At 60.9% G+C, this 19,059-nt stretch carries 17 protein-coding genes and 1 pseudogene; 6 read left to right on the top strand and 12 right to left on the bottom strand.

The features are described from left to right. The first annotated feature begins 30 nt into the window (after positions 1–30). Positions 31–1,314 carry a Zn-dependent hydrolase gene (locus MMG91_RS01915; protein WP_310658548.1) on the top strand — a complete coding sequence of 428 codons (1,284 nt, stop codon included), beginning with the start codon at positions 31–33 and terminating at the stop codon, positions 1,312–1,314. Between the two features lie 41 nt (positions 1,315–1,355). On the opposite strand, the pseudogene MMG91_RS01910 reads toward MMG91_RS01915, so the two are convergent. Continuing rightward, a pseudogene (locus MMG91_RS01910) lies at positions 1,356–1,481 on the bottom strand (DUF6691 family protein); the annotation flags it as partial. 76 nt (positions 1,482–1,557) lie between these two features. Between MMG91_RS01910 and MMG91_RS01905 the strand changes: the two are divergent. The 4 genes from MMG91_RS01905 (at position 1,558) to MMG91_RS01890 (ending at position 4,998) form a co-directional block, all read left to right on the top strand. Then, positions 1,558–1,992, top strand: coding sequence for a carboxymuconolactone decarboxylase family protein (locus MMG91_RS01905; RefSeq protein WP_310658547.1), 435 nt, complete (start codon positions 1,558–1,560; stop codon positions 1,990–1,992). A gap of 3 nt (positions 1,993–1,995) precedes the next feature. Continuing rightward, positions 1,996–2,889 carry an RNA polymerase sigma factor SigJ gene (sigJ, locus tag MMG91_RS01900; RefSeq protein ID WP_310658546.1) on the top strand — a complete coding sequence of 298 codons (894 nt, stop codon included), beginning with the start codon at positions 1,996–1,998 and terminating at the stop codon, positions 2,887–2,889. 169 nt (positions 2,890–3,058) lie between these two features. Next, positions 3,059–4,555: a helix-turn-helix transcriptional regulator gene (locus MMG91_RS01895; RefSeq protein WP_310658545.1), complete on the top strand. Its 1,497-nt coding sequence runs from the start codon at positions 3,059–3,061 to the stop codon at positions 4,553–4,555. Between the two features lie 194 nt (positions 4,556–4,749). Then, on the top strand, positions 4,750–4,998 hold the full coding sequence (locus MMG91_RS01890) for a DUF1652 domain-containing protein (RefSeq protein WP_310658544.1): 249 nt from the start codon (positions 4,750–4,752) through the stop codon (positions 4,996–4,998). A gap of 529 nt (positions 4,999–5,527) precedes the next feature. Here the strand turns inward: MMG91_RS01890 and MMG91_RS01885 are convergent. The 3 genes from MMG91_RS01885 to MMG91_RS01875 all read right to left on the bottom strand — a co-directional run bounded on the left by MMG91_RS01885 (position 5,528) and on the right by MMG91_RS01875 (position 8,775). Beyond that, complete coding sequence (locus MMG91_RS01885) at positions 5,528–6,643, bottom strand: Gfo/Idh/MocA family oxidoreductase (protein WP_310658543.1); 1,116 nt, start codon at positions 6,641–6,643, stop codon at positions 5,528–5,530. A gap of 258 nt (positions 6,644–6,901) precedes the next feature. Further along, on the bottom strand, positions 6,902–7,669 hold the full coding sequence (locus tag MMG91_RS01880; protein ID WP_052964181.1) for an SDR family oxidoreductase: 768 nt from the start codon (positions 7,667–7,669) through the stop codon (positions 6,902–6,904). A 38-nt stretch (positions 7,670–7,707) separates the two neighbouring features. Next, a complete protein-coding gene (locus MMG91_RS01875; RefSeq protein ID WP_305506426.1) occupies positions 7,708–8,775 on the bottom strand; it encodes a phosphotransferase family protein in 1,068 nt (355 codons plus the stop codon). Positions 8,776–8,966: 191 nt separating this feature from the next. On the opposite strand from MMG91_RS01875, the gene MMG91_RS01870 reads away from it, so the two are divergent. Then, on the top strand, positions 8,967–9,362 hold the full coding sequence (locus MMG91_RS01870) for a DUF4280 domain-containing protein (protein ID WP_007899527.1): 396 nt from the start codon (positions 8,967–8,969) through the stop codon (positions 9,360–9,362). Between the two features lie 16 nt (positions 9,363–9,378). Here MMG91_RS01870 and MMG91_RS01865 read toward each other — a convergent pair whose 3' ends face one another. From MMG91_RS01865 to tssE, 8 genes are all read right to left on the bottom strand, one after another. Beyond that, the gene (locus MMG91_RS01865) at positions 9,379–9,921 is read right to left on the bottom strand and encodes a toxin-antitoxin system YwqK family antitoxin (protein WP_305412456.1); all 543 of its coding nucleotides are present in this window, start codon (positions 9,919–9,921) and stop codon (positions 9,379–9,381) included. A gap of 12 nt (positions 9,922–9,933) precedes the next feature. Next, on the bottom strand, positions 9,934–11,943 hold the full coding sequence (gene tssI, locus MMG91_RS01860; RefSeq protein WP_310658542.1) for a type VI secretion system tip protein TssI/VgrG: 2,010 nt from the start codon (positions 11,941–11,943) through the stop codon (positions 9,934–9,936). Positions 11,944–12,008: 65 nt separating this feature from the next. After that, positions 12,009–12,677 carry a hypothetical protein gene (locus MMG91_RS01855; protein ID WP_305506432.1) on the bottom strand — a complete coding sequence of 223 codons (669 nt, stop codon included), beginning with the start codon at positions 12,675–12,677 and terminating at the stop codon, positions 12,009–12,011. A 13-nt stretch (positions 12,678–12,690) separates the two neighbouring features. Next, on the bottom strand, positions 12,691–13,239 hold the full coding sequence (locus MMG91_RS01850) for a hypothetical protein (RefSeq protein ID WP_305506434.1): 549 nt from the start codon (positions 13,237–13,239) through the stop codon (positions 12,691–12,693). Positions 13,240–13,302: 63 nt separating this feature from the next. Then, positions 13,303–15,846, bottom strand: a complete 2,544-nt coding sequence (gene tssH, locus MMG91_RS01845; protein WP_305506436.1) for a type VI secretion system ATPase TssH — start codon at positions 15,844–15,846, stop codon at positions 13,303–13,305. Positions 15,847–15,848: 2 nt separating this feature from the next. Then, entirely contained in the window at positions 15,849–16,874 is a 1,026-nt protein-coding gene (gene tssG / locus MMG91_RS01840; RefSeq protein ID WP_310658541.1) for a type VI secretion system baseplate subunit TssG, read from the bottom strand. Continuing rightward, positions 16,838–18,631, bottom strand: coding sequence for a type VI secretion system baseplate subunit TssF (gene tssF, locus MMG91_RS01835; protein WP_310658540.1), 1,794 nt, complete (start codon positions 18,629–18,631; stop codon positions 16,838–16,840). The genes tssG and tssF overlap by 37 nt, the downstream gene beginning before the upstream one ends. Further along, complete coding sequence (tssE, locus tag MMG91_RS01830) at positions 18,615–19,058, bottom strand: type VI secretion system baseplate subunit TssE (RefSeq protein WP_310658539.1); 444 nt, start codon at positions 19,056–19,058, stop codon at positions 18,615–18,617. Before tssE ends, tssF begins: the two co-directional genes overlap by 17 nt. Position 19,059: the final 1 nt, after the last annotated feature.

The following is a 19,059-nucleotide window of genomic DNA, read 5'->3' as shown; positions in this document are numbered from 1 at the left end:
ACTATCAGAAGAAAAACTGAGGAGATCACCATGAACGCTGCCCTAGACGTTCTGCAGTCCACCCATCAGCACATCAACCGCGACCGTCTGTGGCAGTCGCTCATGGATCTGGCCAAACTCGGTGCCACGGTCAAGGGCGGTGTCTGCCGATTGGCCCTGACCGACCTCGATCGCCAGGCCCGGGACATTTTCGTGAACTGGTGCGAGGAAGCCGGCTGCACCGTCAGCATCGACGCCGTCGGCAATATCTTCGCCCGTCGTCCGGGGCGCAATCCGAACCTGCCGCCGGTGATGACCGGCAGCCACATCGACACACAACCCACCGGTGGCAAGTTCGACGGCTGCTTCGGCGTGCTGGCCGGGGTCGAAGTCTTGCGTACCCTCAATGACCTGGGCGTGGAAACCGAAGCGCCACTGGAAGTGGTGGTCTGGACCAACGAAGAAGGCTCGCGTTTTGCCCCGTGCATGATGGGCTCTGGCGTGTTCGCGGAAAAATTCACCCTCGAAGAAACCCTGGCCAAAGTCGATGCCGAGGGCGTGACCGTCGGCGAAGCCCTGAACGCCATTGGCTATGCCGGGCCGCGCAAAGTCAGTGGCCACGCCGTGGGTGCGTATTTCGAAGCGCACATCGAGCAAGGCCCGATTCTTGAGGATGAGCGCAAAACCATCGGCGTGGTGATGGGCGCCCTCGGGCAGAAATGGTTCGACCTGAAACTGCGCGGCGTCGAAGCCCACGCCGGCCCGACACCGATGCACCTGCGCAAGGACGCTCTGGTCGGCGCCTCGGTGATCGTCGGAGCGGTCAATCGCGCCGCCCTCGGCCATCAACCCCACGCCTGCGGCACCGTCGGCTGCCTGCAAGCCTACCCCGGCTCACGCAATGTGATTCCCGGCGAAGTGCGCATGACCCTGGATTTCCGTCATCTGGAACCGGCACGCCTGGACTCGATGATCGCCGAAGTCCGCGAAGTCATCGAAACCACCTGTGAAGAACACGGCTTGACCTTCGAACTGACCCCCACCGCCGACTTCCCGCCGCTGTACTTCGACAAAGGCTGCGTCGAAGCGGTACGCGGCGCGGCTCAAGGGCTCGGTTTGTCGCACATGGACATCGTCAGCGGGGCAGGGCATGACGCGATCTTCCTCGCCGAACTCGGCCCGGCCGGGATGATCTTCGTGCCCTGCGAAGGCGGCATCAGCCACAACGAAATCGAAAACGCCGCGCCGGATGACCTCGCTGCCGGGTGTGCGGTGTTGTTGCGGGCGATGCTGGCGGCTTCGGATGCGATTGCCAGTGGCAAGCAGGCGGCTTGAGGCATCGGTTGTTCGATAGCCTCATTGGGTTGGCGGGATGCTCAACGGCGGGTTTGCAACGCTTTGAACATCAGCATCCCCGCCAGCATGGCGATGACGAACACCCAGGCCTGCCAGTGGCCGGTCGGTAGCAACACCAGCGCCGGGCCGGGGCAGATGCCGGCAAGCTTTTGGGTACCCGCGTCACAAAACCGAATCCTCAATCGTCATCTTGTTGAACCCCTCAATTAGCGGAGCAATACGATGTCGTCCAACACCCAACCGGTCAATCTGCTGCAATCCATCCCTCAGGTTTTCGAAAGCCTGACCCAAGTCCACGTCTCCCTCGACAGTCATGACCTGGACCCGACCCTCAAACACCTGCTGCACCTGCGCGCCTCGCAAATCAACCAATGCGGTTTCTGCGTGAAGATGCACACCCGCGAAGCGCGCGAGGCCAATGAAACCAACGAGCGCCTGGACCGCCTGATCGTCTGGCGCCATGTCAGCGATTTCAGTGCCTCGGAACGCGCCGCCCTGGCCTGGACCGAAGCCCTGACCGTACTGGATGAGAAGACCGATTACGCCAGCCTGCGCGGCGACTTGCGCGAGCATTTCAACGATGCGCAGATCGGTGCCTTGACGGCCGAGATCGGCATGATCAACCTGTGGAACCGATTGCAGGTGTCGAGGCACTGATCGATGAACTCCGCTGAAAACGCCGCCGCTGTGTTCGAACAGCGCCGGCCCTTTTTGCTCGGTCTGGCGTATCGCATTCTCGGCTCGCGCACCGAAGCCGAGGATGTGGTGCAAGAGCTGTTCATCAAATGGCTGGAGGCCGACCGGGCCTCCATCGCCACGCCGGCCGCCTGGCTCACCACGGCCTGCACCCGGCACTGCATCGACCTGCTGCGCTCAGCGCACACGTCACGGGTCGATTACATCGGCACCTGGCTACCGGAGCCGATCCACACCACCCACCAGCATTCACCCGAACACATGCATGAACTGGCCTCGTCATTGTCCACTGCGTTCCTGCTCTTGCTGGAACGGCTGACCCCCAAGGAACGCGCCGCTTACTTGCTCTACGAAATCTTCGACATGGATTACGCCCAAGTGGCGGAGGCAATCGGGGTCCAGGAAGCGACTTGCCGCAAGTTGGTATCCCGGGCCAAGGCCGGTCTGGGTAGCGGGCAAATCCGCTATCAGCCGGAGCCGGCGCGTCAGGGCCAGTTGCTGAGCGCCTTCCACAGCGCCATCGCCAGCGGCTCGACTGCATCCCTGACCGCGCTGCTGGCCGAAGACGTCGAACTCTGCGCCGACGGCGGCGGCAAGGCCTCGGCCATCCGCGAAACCCTGTTTGGCATCAACAGTGTGCTGAATTTCATCGGTCAGTCGTTGCACGTCTATTGGCAGACTTGCGAATGGCTGCCCAGCGAAATCAATGGGGCACAAGGCGTGATCATCAAGGCGGACGGGGTCATTACTGCTTCGATGACGTTTGGGTTCGACGAAGCGGGGCGGGTGAGGCGGATTTTTATCATGCGTAACCCGGATAAGTTGGCGGGGTTGCAGGGTTCGTTGGCTGTGCAGTAATTCAGTGCAGGCACTGATCGTTCCCATGCAGAGCGTGGGAACGATCGAACGGGTGAAGACCTGTAGCAGAGCGTGATGCCGGGGATGTTTGCTGCACTATCCCAACCCCCCGCGGTCGTAATCTTCACAGGGCAGCGCGTAACGGCGCTGCCGCAATTGTGGAGATCCAATGAGCCAGGACGTCCTGACCACCGAAACCAATCGCCGCCAGTTGCAGCAGATCATCGCCGGCCTGTCCGATGGGGTGATTCTGCTGGAACTCGACCAGACCATTCTCTGGGCCAATGACGCCGCGCTGGCCATGCACGGTGTCAGTCGGATCGGTGAGCTGGGCGCCAATGCCAGGGAGTACGCGAAGCGGTTTGCCTTGCGCTATCGCAACAATCACCCGGTGGCGACGGAGAATTATCCAATCAGCCGCGTGGCCCGCGGCGAGATGTTCAGCGATGTGCTGGTCGAGTTGACGCCAGTCGAAAACGATGAGCACACCTGGGTCCACAGCGTGCGCAGCATGGTGCTGGCCGACCGCGCCGGCGAGCCGGAGTCGTTGGTGCTGATCATGAACGACGTCACCGAATGGGCCAGCGCCGAGCAGCGTTTCGAAACGACCTTCAACGCCAACCCGGCCCCGGCGGTGATCTGTCGCCTCAGCGATTTGCGCTATATCAAAGTCAACCAGGGCTTCCTGGGAATGACCGGTTATGCCCGTGATCAAGTGATCGGCGCTTCGACCTATGAACTGGATGTGCTGGAGCGCGCTGAAAACAAGGACCTGGCCAAGCAGCGTTTGCGTGACGGGGCAACCATTCCGCAGATGCAGGCCGAACTGCAATTACCCGACGGTGGCAGCAAACAGGTGATCGTTGCCGGGCAGCCGCTGGAGTTCAACGACGAAGCTTGCATGCTGTTTTCCTTCGTCGACATGGAGCTGCGGCACAAGGCCGAAATAGCCCTGCGCCAGAGTGAGGAACGATTCGCCAAAGCCTTTCGTCTCACCCCGGTGCCGATCCTGGTATGCAGCGCCGGCGATCAAGTGGTGATGGACGTCAACGAAGCCTTCCTCGACACCCTCGCGTGCCCCAGTGAAGAGGTGCTCGGCAAGACCGTGGCGCAACTCGGCTTCATCGATGACGCGGGCGCTCGCACGCGCCTGTTTGCGGCCCTGGAGAAAACCGGGAGCGTGGATCGCGTCGATGTCAGGGTGCGCAGGAAGGATGCCGGGGTGATCGATTGCGCCGTCTCCGCAGACACTGTGAATATTCAGGACGGCGCTTGCTACCTGCTGGTGTTGATGAACATCACGGAGCGCAAACGTACCGAGCTGGAGTTGGTGTCGGCGATTGAAGAGGTGATGAAAGATGCTTCCTGGTTCAGCCGCACGCTGATCGAGAAACTGGCCAATGTGAAGAGTGTCAATTCTCCGCAATTGCCCAGTGTGTCGTTTACCGAACTGACCGCCCGGGAGCGCGATGTGCTCGGCCTGATTTGTGAAGGCCTGGCCGACAAGGAAATCGCCGCGCGCCTGAAACTGGCGCCTAATACCGTGCGCAATCATGTCTCGACGGTGTATTCCAAACTCGACGTGCACAGTCGCAGTGAAGCGATTGTATGGGCTCGTGAACGGGGTCTGTTCTCCAGCGAGAGGCGGCCCAAGGGACAACGTTAAGATGCAAATGCACTAGTTGGGATGGTGCATTTTGATGTGTTGCTGAGGGGGGTGGTTTTTCTAGGCTGTCAGGGTGCGATACGTGGCTTCGGGTCGGTATCGCTTCCTCTTCGATGCAGCTAAAGGAACAACCACATGGGTGCGAACAGATCAAGCGTGAAGTCGATTTTGCGCCGTCGCCAAGGTGACTCAGGATGAATTATCTGGCGCAATTACGTACGCAGCTGGAGCGCAGCTTTTCGCCGTTGGCCTGTGAGTGTGCGCTCACGGGGGATAATTCGTTGACGGTGAAGCTTTATCACCCGGCAACGGGGCAGGTGGATCTGGTGGTCAGTGGGTTGAGCGTGGCGACGCTCAGGACGCCGGAAGCGGTGGCGGCTTTGGTTGATGAGTTGCGGTATGAGCTTGAGAGTAGTGGCCTGCATCGCTCCAGTGCTTTATAGGCGCTGGCTTGTCTCTCGCAGATGTCCTCCGATCCACTGCGGGAGCGGGCTTGCTCGCGATGGCTATTGAGGTAGGTCAAAAGCCAAAGCCAGTCTATCCGGTGTTTTTCTGGCATTGGCGGGTGGCTGGGCTATAAGGAATGCGAGGTATTTCTTTTCTGTGACGGGGCCGCGAGGTGTGCGGTGTGGTTTTTGTGTCGCGGAAAATGTCGATTACTTACCGCGGGTCAGCCTATGAACAGTTTTGGGAAAAGTGTTTTTTCGCCACTGTCGCTCGCACTCTGCGTGGCGATTCTGGGTGGTTGCGCCAGTCCGCCGCCGCCGCCACCTGCTGCGCCGCCACCGCCACCGGTTCGTACCTGTCAGACCTCCGAAAACACCGATGTGCAGGGTGAGATGAGGGCTGAAGGGCAGGTGACCCGGACCACGACCCTGACCCGTTGCGTTACTCAGTAAGCCTGCTCCGGTGTGATGGCGTGTACCGCCAGTGGTCCTCTGTGCGACTGGCGGGTGTGGCCTGAGTGGCGGGTCAGACTTCTTCGATCCTGACCCACCGCGACTCTTGTGCCGCCAAACGAATCGCTGTCGCCAGGCGTTCGACTTCCCATGCCTGTTCGAAATCTGTCCCGTCCTGACCCAGGCTGGCCAGCGCCATCACCAACTCATGCACTTCAAGGGTCTTGAGTTCGTTGTAACCCAACTGATGCCCCGGCGCCGGGCTGAAGGCGGCGTAACCCGGTAAATCCGGCCCCGCCAGCAACCGTTGGAACCCGCCTTGCCCTTCGCGATAGAGCCGCAGCTCATTCAAGCGTTCCTGATCGAACGCCAGGGTGCCCCGAGTGCCGCTGATTTCAAAACTCAGGTGATTCTTGTAACCGTGTTTGAGCCAACTGCTGCTGAACGTCCCCCGTGCGCCATTGGCGAACCGAAGCAACGCGTGGACCTGATCGTCGACCGCGACCTCGCGTTGCTCCTGGCCACCTGACGTTACGGGGCGTTGTACATGCACGGTCTGGGTATCCGCACACACCGCCTCGACGTCGCCCAGCAGATGACGGGCCATGGCCAGCAAGTGACTGCCCAGGTCCGCCAAGGCACCGCCGGCGTAATCGGCGTCACAGCGCCAGGACCAGGTTGATACGGGGTCGGCCATGAAGTCTTCGCTGAATTCGCCCTGGAAACTGATGATCTGCCCCAACTCGCCGCTTTGGATCAAATCTCGAGCCAGGCCGATGATCGGGTTGTGTTGGTAGTTGTAACCAACCCGCGTTACCACGCCTGCGGCTTTAGCAGCCAGACGCATCGCGCTGGCCTGTTCGAGGTTCACCGCCAGCGGTTTTTCGCAGTACACCGGCTTGCCGGCGGCGAGGGCGGCCATGGCCATGGGGTAGTGCAGATGGTTAGGGGTGGTGATAGCGACCAGGTTGACCTTGGGGTCATTGATCAGTTGTTTCCAGTCGCTATGAGCGGTATCGAAACCCCAGGCGTCGGCGCAATGTCGGGCGCGTTGCGGGTCGGCGTCGGCGAGGGCGGCGAGTTTGAGGTTCAGCGGCAATTCAAAAACGGCGCTGACATTGCGAAAGGCCAAGGCATGGGCGCGGCCCATAAAACCTGTTCCGATGAGTCCGATACCGAGTTCGCGCATAGCCGGGGTCCTTTGGATTTTTATTTTCAGGAGGGCTATTAATGGAATAAATATTCCTTATTTGCAAATGGTGGAATTAAAATTCTTTCTCGTGATCGTTCCCACGCTCTGCGTGGGAATGCCTCAATGGACGCTCTGCGTCCGCTTTGGGACGCGGAGCGTCCCGGGCTGCATTCCCACGCGGAGCGTGGGAACGATCAATTAGGGCAAAAAAAGAAGGCAGCCCTAAGGCTGCCTTTGTTCATCCGGTAAATCGGATCAGGACAAGAACCCCCCATCCACATTCAACGAAACCCCAGTCGTGTAGCTCGACGCATCACTCGCCAGGTACAACACCGCACCGGCCATTTCACTCGGATCCGCCACACGCTTGAGCGGAATCTGCTGCAGCGCCGTTTGCAATATGGCGTCGTTTTTCACCAGAGCCGAAGCAAACTTGGTGTCGGTCAGACCCGGCAGCAAGGCGTTGCAACGGATGCCGAATTGCGCGCATTCCTTGGCGAAGACTTTGGTCATGTTGATCACCGCTGCCTTGGTCACCGAGTAGATGCCCTGGAAGATTCCTGGCGAAATACCATTGATCGAGGCGACGTTGATGATGCTGCCGCCGCCGTGCTCGCGCATCAGCTTGCCGGCTTCCACCGACATGAAGAAATAGCCGCGAATGTTCACGTCGACGGTTTTCTGGAAGGCGCTGAGGTCGGTATCCAGTACGTTGCAGAACTGCGGGTTGGTCGCCGCGTTGTTGACCAGGATGTCCAGGCGCCCGAACTGTTCGCGGATGGCGGCGAAGACTTGGGTGATCTGCTCCATCTCGCCAATGTGGCAGGCTATGGCGGTGGCTTTGCCGCCAGCGGCAATGATTGCGTCGGCAACATGCTGGCAACCGTCGAGCTTGCGACTCGAAACGATGACGTGGGCACCTTGCTGCGCCAGCAGTTTGGCGATGGCTTCACCGATGCCGCGGCTGGCGCCGGAGACGAAAGCGATCTTGCCGTCGAGGTCGAACAACTGAGTCTTGGACATGATTTTTCCTTGTTTTTGGGCCCGGTCAGCGGCCGTGATCAGAGGCTGGATTTCGAGATGACTTGCAGGCTCATCTGCTCCAGCAGTTTGTTCATGTGAATGAACTGCGCGAAGCGTTTGTCCTGGGTCTGACCATGGAAGAAGCGGTAGTAGATCTGCTGCACGATGCCGGCCAGACGAAACAGGCCGTAGGTGTAGTAGAAGTCGAAATTGTCGATCTGGATGCCCGCGCGCTCGGCGTAGTAATCGACAAACTCGCGGCGGGTCAGCATGCCGGGAGCGTGGCTTGGCTGGCGGCGCATCAATTGCACCGGCGCCGGGTCGTCGGCTTCGATCCAGTAGGCGAGGGTGTTGCCCAGGTCCATCAGCGGGTCGCCGAGGGTGGTCAGTTCCCAATCCAGCACGCCGATGATCTGCATCGGGTTGTCGGGGTCGAGGATCACGTTGTCGAAGCGGTAATCGTTATGGACGATGCTCGACGTCGGGTGATCGGCCGGCATCTTGTCGTTGAGCCAGGCCTTGACCGCTTCCCACTTCGGCGCATCCGGGGTCAGGGCTTTTTCGTAGCGATCGCTCCAGCCTTTGATTTGCCGCGCGACATAACCTTCGGGTTTGCCGAGGTCGCCCAGGCCATAGGCCTTGTAGTCGACCTGGTGCAGTTCCACGAACTTGTCGATGAAGCTTTTGCACAGGGCTTCGGTCTTCGCTGAATCAAGGCCCAGTTCCGGCGGCAGTTCGGCGCGCAGGATGATGCCCTTGACCCGTTCCATCACATAAAACTCGGCGCCGATCACTGACTCGTCGGTGCAGTGCACATAGGCTTTGGGGCAATAGGGGAAGCCGTCCCGCAGCTGATTGAGAATGCGGAATTCGCGGCCCATGTCATGGGCGGACTTGGCCTTGTGGCCGAACGGTGGCCGACGCAGGACGAATTCCTGTTCGGGGTATTCCAGCAGGTAAGTCAGGTTCGACGCCCCGCCCGGAAACTGGCTGATTTTCGGCAAGCCGCTCAGGCCCGGAATGTGCGCCTTGAGGTACGGATCGATCAGGCTGGCATCGAGTTCTTCGCCGGAGCGGATACGGGTGGACTGGTCAGTAAGCGCCATGCTTATCCCTTCTGCTTATTTTGGAGGCCAGACATCATTGGCTAATCTAATGGTGCGCCGGGGTGGCCACAAGCGCGGCACGGTCTTATAGGTTAGCGTGTTGCCGGATAATCAGCGTTCCTGATGTGCACGAACAGGCTCGGCGGACTATGGTTTCAGGGGAGCGCCGCTTTCCAGGAAGGAGATTCGACATGGGCTGTCCGCAAGTTTGCGCCACCGCGACCCTGCAATGCAGTTTCGGCGCGGCACCGGCGGTACTCAACGTGCTGCCAGTGAACCGCACACTGACCGGAGGCATGCCGGCGGCGAACATCATGGATCACATTCCGCTGGTGAACGTCATGCCGTTCGGCACGTGCATGAGCATGGCCAACCCGATGGTCGCGGCCGCCACCGCCGCGGCGCTTGGCGTACTGACGCCGATGCCCTGCATCCCGGCCACTGCCACCCCCTGGATTCCCGGCGGCGCGCCGACCCTGCTGCTGGGCGGCATGCCGGCCATCGATGCCAATAGCACCTTGATGTGCAACTGGGCCGGAGTGATCAAAATCGTGATGCCGGGGCAAATGCAGATGCTGATTCCCTGATCGCCCACAACAGAGCTTAGGCCTGCTCGGGATCGCTCCAGCGTCTGAACCACCAGCGCACTCGTGAGATCGGCTTGCCGTCGGCGTCCAATGGTCGTCCGTCGCTGGCGAAGCCCTGTTCCGGCTCCAGCAATTGACCGTTGAGATACCGAGCCTCGACGGCCGGCTTGCCGTTGGGATGAAAGCGTTGATAGCGCCCGTCGCGCACACCGTCGCGGTAAAACTCGACCTCCGCCAGTTGCCCATCGGGAAAATAATTGAACGCCTCGCCATGCAACAGCCCTCGGCGATAAGTCGCCTTGCGCTGCAGACTGCCTTCGGGGGCATAGAAACTGGCAACCCCCTGCAGCTTGTCACGCACAAACGGCAACTGCGCCGAGACCTTGCCATTGGGGTGGTAGAGCAGGGTAGTGCCTTGCAGCTCGCCTCGGTTGTAGTGCAAATCAGCCTGTGCGCGCCCGTCATCCTTGATGTGCAGCGCACCGTCTAGCTGGCCATCGAGCAAGCGCCCTTTGAGCTGTTTATCGTTCTGCTGCAAATCCAGCGGCGTGATGGCCATGGGTTCTCCTCGTCAGTTGACCTGCACCAGACCACCCTTGATGGTCAGCATGCCGCCGCCATCCACGGTCTGCGAGGCAGCGCCCTTGTTGGTCAGGCTGATCCCGGCATCGTTGGTCATTGTCGTGCCGGCCTTGTTCTCCAGTGAGGTGCCGGCCTGATTGCTCAGTGAGGTGCCGGCCTTTTGGCTGATCGAGGTGCTGGCCTCGGCCGCCAGATCCGCGCCGCTCTTGATCGTGAAACTGCCGCCGCTTTGCAGGGTCAGGGTGCCGGTCACTTTGATGGTCAGGTTGCCGTCCACCGTCAGGCTGTAATCACCGGTGACCTTGTGCGTGTAGTTGCCACCGGTGCTGTGGGTCTGGTCTGCGCCCACGGTCACCGTGCGACTGTCCTTCACATCGAGAGTGTCGCTCCCCGTCTGGATGGTCACGCTGCGTTTGCCTTTCTCCAGGGTCACGGTCTCGTCGCCTTCTTTTACCGTGCGGGTGCGGGCGTTCTGCACAGTCAGGGTTTCGTCGTGGCCGACGGTGGCGATTGTGTCGTTGAGCACGTTGATCTTCAGATCTTTCTGCGCCTGGAGAAATACTTCTTCAGCGTCCTTCTTGTCCTCGAATCGCAGCTCGTTGAAACCACCGCCGCCCTTGGACGATTGGGTCTTGATCCCGGATTGGGTCTGATTCGCCGGCAGTGCATAGGGCAGGGCGTTGTCGCCGTTGTAGACGCAACCGGTCACCAGCGGTCGGTCCGGGTCGCCGTCGATAAAGGTCACGATGACTTCCTGGCCGATGCGCGGCACGAACTGCATGCCGAAACCCTTGCCGCTCCAGGGCAACACCACACGGACCCAGCAGGAACTGGCTTCGTCGTTCTTGCCATCGCGATCCCACGGGAACTGCAACTTGATGCGGCCGTACTCGTCGGTCCAGATTTCTTCGCCCGACTTGCCGACGACGACGGCGGTCTGGGTGTGCATTCGTGGCTTCAGCGTGGTTCGTTGCGGGCGGAATGGCGTTGCCTTGGGGATGGCTTCGAAGCGGTTGCGATAACTGTCATGGCTGGCTTCGTGAGTGACCGCCGTCACCACCCAATCGATATTCAACGTTGAGTCATCGTGCCCGGCGAGGGTGAACCAGTGCCCCGGCACCAGCCAGCGGCAGTCACTCTCACCGACAAAACGCTTCTCCTGACTGCGCAACCCGTCGACCCGCTGCTTGGTCAGCGCATCGCCCCGAGCCTTGGCGTTGTAGCCACCCGGATGTTCGTACATCGACCGTGGCCCGGCCACCGCTTCAGCCTGACCGTACAGCGAAGTGGTCGGGGTGGTGAATTCATAATCCGTCGCCCGATACACCCCGGCCACCGCCTGCACACAGACCTGCCCGGAGCGAATGCCATGCAATTCACGCTCGCCCAACTGCTGGCCGAGATAGCTGACCTTCGGCCCGTTGGGGATCGGCACGAACGCGTCGTTGCTGTCGCCCAGCACCAGCGTGTGCTTGCCGTCCTCGTGGGTGAAAAACCAGAAAATCCCTTCTTCTTCCAGCAGCCGCGAAACGAACGCGAAATCGGTTTCGCCGTACTGCACGCAGTATTCGCGCGGGGTGTAAGTGCCGGTGAGTGAGAGCTTGAAGTCGGTGAAGGCGTGGGCCTTGAAAATGGTGGTGACGATGTCTGAAGTGCTGAGGTTCTGGAACACGCGATTGTTGCTGGCCAGGGTCAGCCACCAGAGCCATTGCCGTAGTACAAGCTGATAACGCTCGGCGGTGGCGTCGGCGGGGAGTTGGCGGATTTCGGCGACCAGTGCGTCCAACGGGCGAGTCAGGGCGTCGTTGTGCAGGGTGGCGGTGACGTGGGTGGCGACGGCGGTGGTCAGGGTGAGGGAGGCGCCGTCGTTGAGGCCGTTCAGGATTTGCGAGCCCAGAGCGTTCAGGGTTTCTTCGCCAGACAGCGATTCAGGGTACAGCGCCGACAGTGAGGTGGCGGTGAGGGAAAGGCTGGTGTTGCTGTCGGTGGTGCGGGGCATAAAGTGGCCTTGGTTAAACCATGGGGCAGCGTGACAACGGCAATTGAATCTTCAGCCGATGACCATCAACCGGTGACGTCGAAAAGAATAGGACGATGATCGGGGCCGGACATATCAAACACATGTCCAAGCCCGGTGAGATCAACGGGAGCGACCGTCACATCCACTGACGCCAAGACCCAGTCGAGAATGCCACCTTTATTTTGAGTTTGTTGGCCTCCCCAGCATTCATAGGCAAGCCCCGCAGTGTCGAGTTGCCCGACGTTCTGATAATCCAGGTTCAGGTCGCCCGTTGCTACCCATCTTCCACCCAGCGCTGTGCAGGACTTGAGCTGACTTCTGGTCAGTCCATTCTGTCCGGACTTGAAATGCGCGAGGAAAACATAACCGGTGTAACCCCTCACTCCGTGAGCCTCCACGGCAATCAGGTCCCTGTTCAAGCCAAGCAGGCTGCCCTGGCTGCACACTTGAAGGGCTTCAAAACTTTTGACCAGGACAATGTAGGCATTTGAATAACCGCCGGTGAAGGAATACACGCTGTAATTCTGATAAATGGCTGCGAGGTTCGAGCGGTAGTTGTCGATCTGCGCTGAATGTATTTCGCATAAGAAAACAATATCCGCGTCCCAATAATTGCTGGAGCAGCAATTGTGGATAAAGAAATCGACTTGCGTCTGCTTGTCCAGTGTCGAGGACTTGCCATTTTTTTCAACGTTGAAACTTCCGATTCTCAAGTGCCACCGTCCTTCATTGAGCGTAAATTTTTGCAACTTGAAGGCAACTGCTGCAGGGGGCGAGGTAGGCGCCGTGTTTATCTCCGACGGCTACGTAAGAGTGAAGGACTCTTGTGTTGTCAATGTCGGGGTGTCCGATCAGGGAAAGCTGTTCGATCACATCTCCCCACCGGTGCACCGAGCTGATGATTTTTTTCTCCGCGCATCCCGGGTTAGCATAATTCCCGCTTATTACCGGCAGGGTCGTGGTGCAAGCACAGATTCCCTGTTCATAGTTGTAATTGGTTGCATCAATGGCCAAGCGGGTCGCACAGAACAACCAGTTGGTCACGCCAACTGCACCGGCGACTGCTTTGATGTTTCTCTGTATGTCGGGTGATACAGCTGTGTACCAATACCCTTGCGCGGACCAACAAACAGCGACTACCCCAGGGGTGTATACACCATTATGTTTCAATACTTCCGATAGCGCTTGTGCAACGTCATACGTTTCCTTCTCCGGGCCGGGTAAATTACCAAAGTGGCGAGCAAGTAACGCTTTCGTAGTTCCATCAGGTGCCATGACTAACTCCTTTTATATCGACACATTAAATAGTGACTGTTGAATTTTTCGCGATCAGCTTCGCTACTCCAACACCCACTCCGCCAACTTCCCCGTCACCTGCGTCATCAACACATTCTCGACATCCCTCGCACCCGCCGCACTGCACTTGGCCAACACCGCCTGCACAATCCCGGCATCGAACTCAAACTGCTTCCCGGTCGCAGCCTTATACCGTCCGCGCAACTTCTCCAGTTTCGCCAACACAATCCCTTCCAGCGTCGCCTCATCCAGCGGCCGATACGCCACCACCGTCATACGCGCCAGAAACGCTGGCCGAAACGCTTTTAGCAGGACTTTGTGCAACGTTTCGTTGAACGCATCGGTGCCCAGTTGCGCGACCGGTGTGTCGAGCAGCAACTCAGCCCCGACGTTGCTGGTAGCCAACATCACAGTGTTTTTGAAATCCACCACCAACCCGGTGCCGTCTTCCATGACGCCTTTGTCGAAGACGTTGTAAAAGGCTTCGAGCACATCCGGGTGGGCCTTTTCGATTTCGTCGAGCAACACCACTGAATAGGGTTTGCGCCGCACTGCTTCGGTGAGTACGCCACCGCTGCCGTAACCGACGTAGCCGGGCGGGGCGCCTTTGAGTTGGCTGACGGTGTGGGCTTCCTGGTATTCGGAAAGGTTGATGCTGATCAGGTTGCGTTCGCCACCGTAGAGCGCGTCGGCCAACGCATAAGCGGTTTCGGTTTTGCCCACGCCGGTGGGGCCGACCAGCAGGAATACGCCGACCGGTTTTTGTGGGTCGGTGAGGCCGGCGCGGTAGGCTTGCAGGCGTTGGGCGATGGTGTTCAGCGCGGTGCTTTGGCCCATGACCCGTTGGCCCATGCGCTGGCCGAGGGTGCGGACGGCGTGGGCTTCGTCGGCGAGCATCTTGCCTACGGGTATGCCGGTCCAGCCGGCGATCACGGCGGCCACGGTTTTTGCGTCGACCTGTTCCGGCACCAGCGGATCGTCCTGGCGAATGGCGTCCAGTCCGGCCTCGAGTCGTACCAGTTCGGCGGCCAGATGATCGATGCGGCTGTCGGTGGCTTCGTCCGGTTTGTCGTTGTCGGCGCGCTCGCTCAAGGTGAGTAACTCACGGCGGGTTTCCAGCAGTTCGCGCACGGCAATCCGTTCTTCGTTCCAGCGGATTTCCAGGTCGCGAATGGCTTGCACGTTACTGACGGATTCGGTTTCCAGCAGGGTGATGCGTTCACGGTGATCGAGCCCGGTGGCCTGTTCGCGACGCAGGCGTTCGACTTCATCCTTGAGGCTCTGCTGGCGATGGCGCAGGCTTTCCAGCGGTGGCGGCACGTCGTGCTGGCCGAGGGCGACCCGGGCGCAGGCGGTGTCGAGCACGCTGATGGCTTTGTCCGGCAGCTGGCGCCCGGAGATGTAGCGGTGGGACAACTTCACCGCTTCGTGAATCGCCGCATCCAGCACCTGCACGCCGTGGTGCTGTTCCAGTTTCGCGGCCACGCCACGGAGCATTTCCACGGCAGTGGTTTCGTCCGGCTCCTCGACTTGCACCAACTGAAAACGCCGGGCGAGGGCCGGGTCTTTCTCGAAATATTTTTTGTACTCAAGCCAGGTCGTGGCGGCCAGGGTGCGCAACTCACCACGGGCCAGCGCCGGTTTGAGCAGGTTGGCCGCGTCGCTGCCACCTTCCGCGCCGCCAGCGCCAATCAGGGTGTGGGCTTCGTCGATGAATAGAATGATCGGTTTATCGGCGCTGCGCACCGCGTCAATCACACCTTTGAGCCGCTGTTCGAACTCGCCTTTGACCCCGGCCCCGGCCTGCAACAAACCGAGGTCGAGTACCCGCAGACTGACCTCCTGCAGCGACGGCGGTACATCGCCGGCGGCGATGCGCAGGGCCAGTCCTTCGACCACCGCTGTCTTACCCACGCCCGGCGCGCCCACCAGGATCGGGTTGTTCTGCCGACGCCTGAGCAGGATGTCGATGCACTGGCGAATCTCGCCGTCGCGGCCGACGATGGGGTCGATGCGCCCGGCGTGGGCGTCGGCGGTCAGGTCCTGGGTGAACTGATCGAGCACCGAATCCTGTTTCGGCTGCGGCTTGCCGGCATTGACAGGCCGCGTGCCGCCGACGTGTTCACGTGAGTTTTCGGTCCATTCCAGCAGGTTGCTGCGCAAGGCTTCCCGCGGAATTTTCAACAGCGACGAGGCGCTATTGAGCAGCAGGCTGCGGCGCTCGTCGCGGTCGAGCAAGGCCAACAGCAACAAGCCGGAGCGAATGCTTTCCAGGCCAAGCACGCTGGCCTGAACCACTGCGTCTTCGAGCAGGCCGATGGTGTGCGCCGAGAGCGCCGGGGTGCGGGTGCTGCCGGATTTGAACAGTTCCAGGGCCTTGTTGATTTCCGCCGTCAGGGCATCGCGCTCCAGGCCGAAGCGCGGCAGCAACCAGGCGAAGTCACCGCCCTCGATGTCCAGCAGTTCAAGCAGCAGATGCTCGATTTCGACGTAATGATGACCCCGTTGCAGGCAACGTTGCGCGGCCCGTTCGAGGGCGCGGCGGTTGTCCGGGTTGAGGCGTCCGATCAGGCTGGCCAGTTCCATGTTCAGGTGATCTCCAGCTGACGAAGGCGGGTTTCGATCCGTTGCACGGCGAGGCTGGTCTGGCGTTGCAGGCCGCCGTTCCAACTGAGCAAGGGCGGGGCTTGGCGACCAAGTTTCATTGGGCTGGCACCACGCACCAACAGCACCAGCGTGCAATCCAGATCGGGGCCGAAATACAGCGCGCTGAGGCTGGCCAGTGCTGGATGGGATTCGCCGTCCGGAAGAAATCGTGCCGCCTGCGCCGAGGTCAGCGGGCCGAGGGTCAGGCGGATGCCGGCGTGTTCATCCCAGACTCGGGTGCCGGCCACGGCGCTGCGGCCCAGTTGCAGATTGCGCCCGCCCGGTTGCAGACGGCTGCGACTGGCCGGCGGAATTTCCCGCCAGGCACCTTCATAGGCGCTGAGTGCGACCGGCAGTTCGAAATGCTCGCGCACGATCGCGGCGAAACCGGCGAGGGAGCGACGCCCGTCGGCAAACAGCGCGCTGCACGCCAGCACGGCGGAATCGGGGACGGCCTGACGTTCCTGCAAGGCTTTGGGCAGCAGCCCGGTCAGCGCCCGCAGTTGCGCCTGCACCGGGGACGCGCCGGGGGCGGTGAAGCCGACGGCAATCCGGTGTTTGCGCATCACCTTGTACAGCAGACTGAGCAAGCGATGCTGGAACAAATCGAGGAACTCGGCCGGTGCATGGTCCTTGGCGCGGGCCCGTTGTTGCAGCCATTCCTGATAGGCGTAGGGCAGGGGACCGTCGGGCCCGCCGAGGCCGAACACCGGAGTACTGAGCGTCGGTTGCTGGCCCGCTTCCTGGGTCAGGCTTTCGATTTCGCTGGCGGAAAAAAGCGGCGTCAACGGCCCGCGCAGGCGTAGGGCTTCAGCTTGAGGCGCGGTGCCGCTGCCCAGGGATTCGGCTTGCGGGTGTTCGCGCTCCAGCAACAGCAAGGCCTGCAACAACTCGAACGCCTGCGGATGACGCCGCAGCTTCTGGCTCAGGCTCAGAGGGAGAGTGGCATGCCGGCTTGGGGTTGCCATGTCTTGACCTCCTTGTCTGACTGGACCAGAACCGTGCGCACGAAGCGATTGGCCGTGGCATAGAGTGAAAAGAACTGCGCCAGCACCGCTGAAAACAACACGGCACTGCTGCCGACGAAATGCTGCGGATCGAGTTGCAGCTGAACTTCCAGCCCATTGCGCCAACCGCGCCAGGCGTCTTCGCCGACATGGGCGATCACCCGTTCGCAGCCGAGACTTAACAAACCGTCGATCTGTCGCAGGGCGCTGGCCTCGTCACGCAGGTTGTGCAACTGGAGGATTTCCTTAAGGGCTTCCAGCGCCTGTGGCCCCTCGACCAGCGACAAATGATTGAGGGTCAGTTGCGACACCAGCCGCCAACGGGATTCGCCGTCCAGACGTGGCAGGCTTTGCGGACTGGGTGGGTTGCGCAGACGAGCCCAGGCCACTGGCCCTGGTCGTTCAAAACCCAGTGGCGTCCCGGCCGGCAGGCTCTGGGCCAGATGCCTGTTGGTGCACAGCAGTTCGGCGGTGAGGCTGTATTCGCTGGCCTCGGTCAATGGATCGAGCCGGGTATCCACCAGACTCACCATCAGGTCGGTGCCCAGACGATTCGGGGTCATGCCACTGACCCGTCGTGCGTGCCAATAGCATTGCTTTTTACCGCCGATATGCTGGCTGCCGTAATAGGCGGGAACGCGCAGCACACCCTGACTGGAGCTGGCGCGCATCGCCCGGATGCTGTGGATCTCGACGCTGTTTTCCCGATGACTGTCGGCGACCAGGCGGTACTCGCTGCGGGTGCCGTCCGGGCGCAGGGGCTCCGAGGTTCGCGGAAACAGATTGATCACCGGCGCACAGCCCAAGGCGAAGTCGCTGGCCTGAAGGTGCAGACGGTTGGCCGGGGCGCGGTCGAAGACGATGTACAGGTACAGCGTCTGGCTGTCGCTGGTGGCACCGGCCAACGGGATATCGAAGAAATTGAATTTGTCCGGGAAGGCAAAGTATTCGGCGAGCAGGCGCATGCCCGGATGCACACCGTCCTCGTCCGGCAACAGCACTTCGTCGCTGGCGAAACCGACGATATCTGGCAGCCCCGCCAACATTTTCGGCACGCTACCAACGGGGCCGGCCAGCACCTTCACGGCGTGGGCGCCGAGCAGGTCATACAGACAGGCGTTGATCACCGGGGAGGCGGCCAGGTGCACGCGCAACTGTTTGATCGCCAACTCCGACCACTGGCTTTCGCCGAGGCAACGCAGGCTCAGGCGCAGGGCCGAGCGCGCTTGTGCAACACCGGTCAGGGCCTGGGCTTCGTCGCTGCCCAGCAGCAGCGCTTCATTGATTTCCAGCGGCCACAATCGAACCGCGGCGCTGGTGCGAAAATGGATGCTTTCGCCTTTGCTGGTGGTGACGAACAGCGGCGTGTCCCGTGGCAGCGGGTAGCCGCCGGCGAGGTTGCCTTTGCTCGGATCCGGCTCGAACTGCACGATCGCGCAGGACGGCAACGGTCGCATGGCCAGCGGGTAAAGCTGTTCGAGCAAGGCGTCGCTGAATTCGGCGTAGTCGTCATCGAGCCGCCGTTGCAGGCGTGCTGCGAGCAAGGCGAAACCTTCGAGCAGTCGTTCGACATGCGGGTCGGGGCATTCACCGGGGGACAGTTCCAGGCGTCTGGCGACCTTGGGGTAACGCTCGGCAAAAATGCTTCCGGCGTGCCGCAGCCAGGTCAGTTCGCGCTGGTAGTAATCGAGCAGTTGCGGGTCAATCGAGTCGCTCATGACGCACCTCAAGGCCATCGCTGACCTTCTCGATGACAAATGCCACGGGCCAGTGCTGCTGGCCACTGCGCAACTCGCCCAGTAGCCGAATGCTCAGTTGCTGCGGATGACCGGGGACCGGATTGACCTGAACTTCGCCCAGTTGCAGGCGCGGTTCGAAATGGGTGATGGCCTCGCGGACTTCCCGCGCCAACTGACGACGGTCATCGCTGCGCTGCTGTTGCAAGGCGGTCCAGTCAGCGATGCCGTAGTCGAGAATGCTCGGCGGGGTGGTCAGTGGACGTTGGCCGCGTCGGGTACTGAACAGGCGCAGCAACTCCGTGTGCACCGAGTCGAGCAGCCCCTGGCGATCGAACACCTGCACGGTGTCGACCTCGCTTGCGGCGAGGCGCTCGAACAACGGTGGGAGAATGCCGGTGCCTGCCATG

Source organism: Pseudomonas sp. JL3 (assembly GCF_031570575.1).
Lineage (GTDB): Bacteria > Pseudomonadota > Gammaproteobacteria > Pseudomonadales > Pseudomonadaceae > Aquipseudomonas > Aquipseudomonas cucumis.
This window is presented reverse-complemented; position numbering and strand designations above follow the sequence as displayed.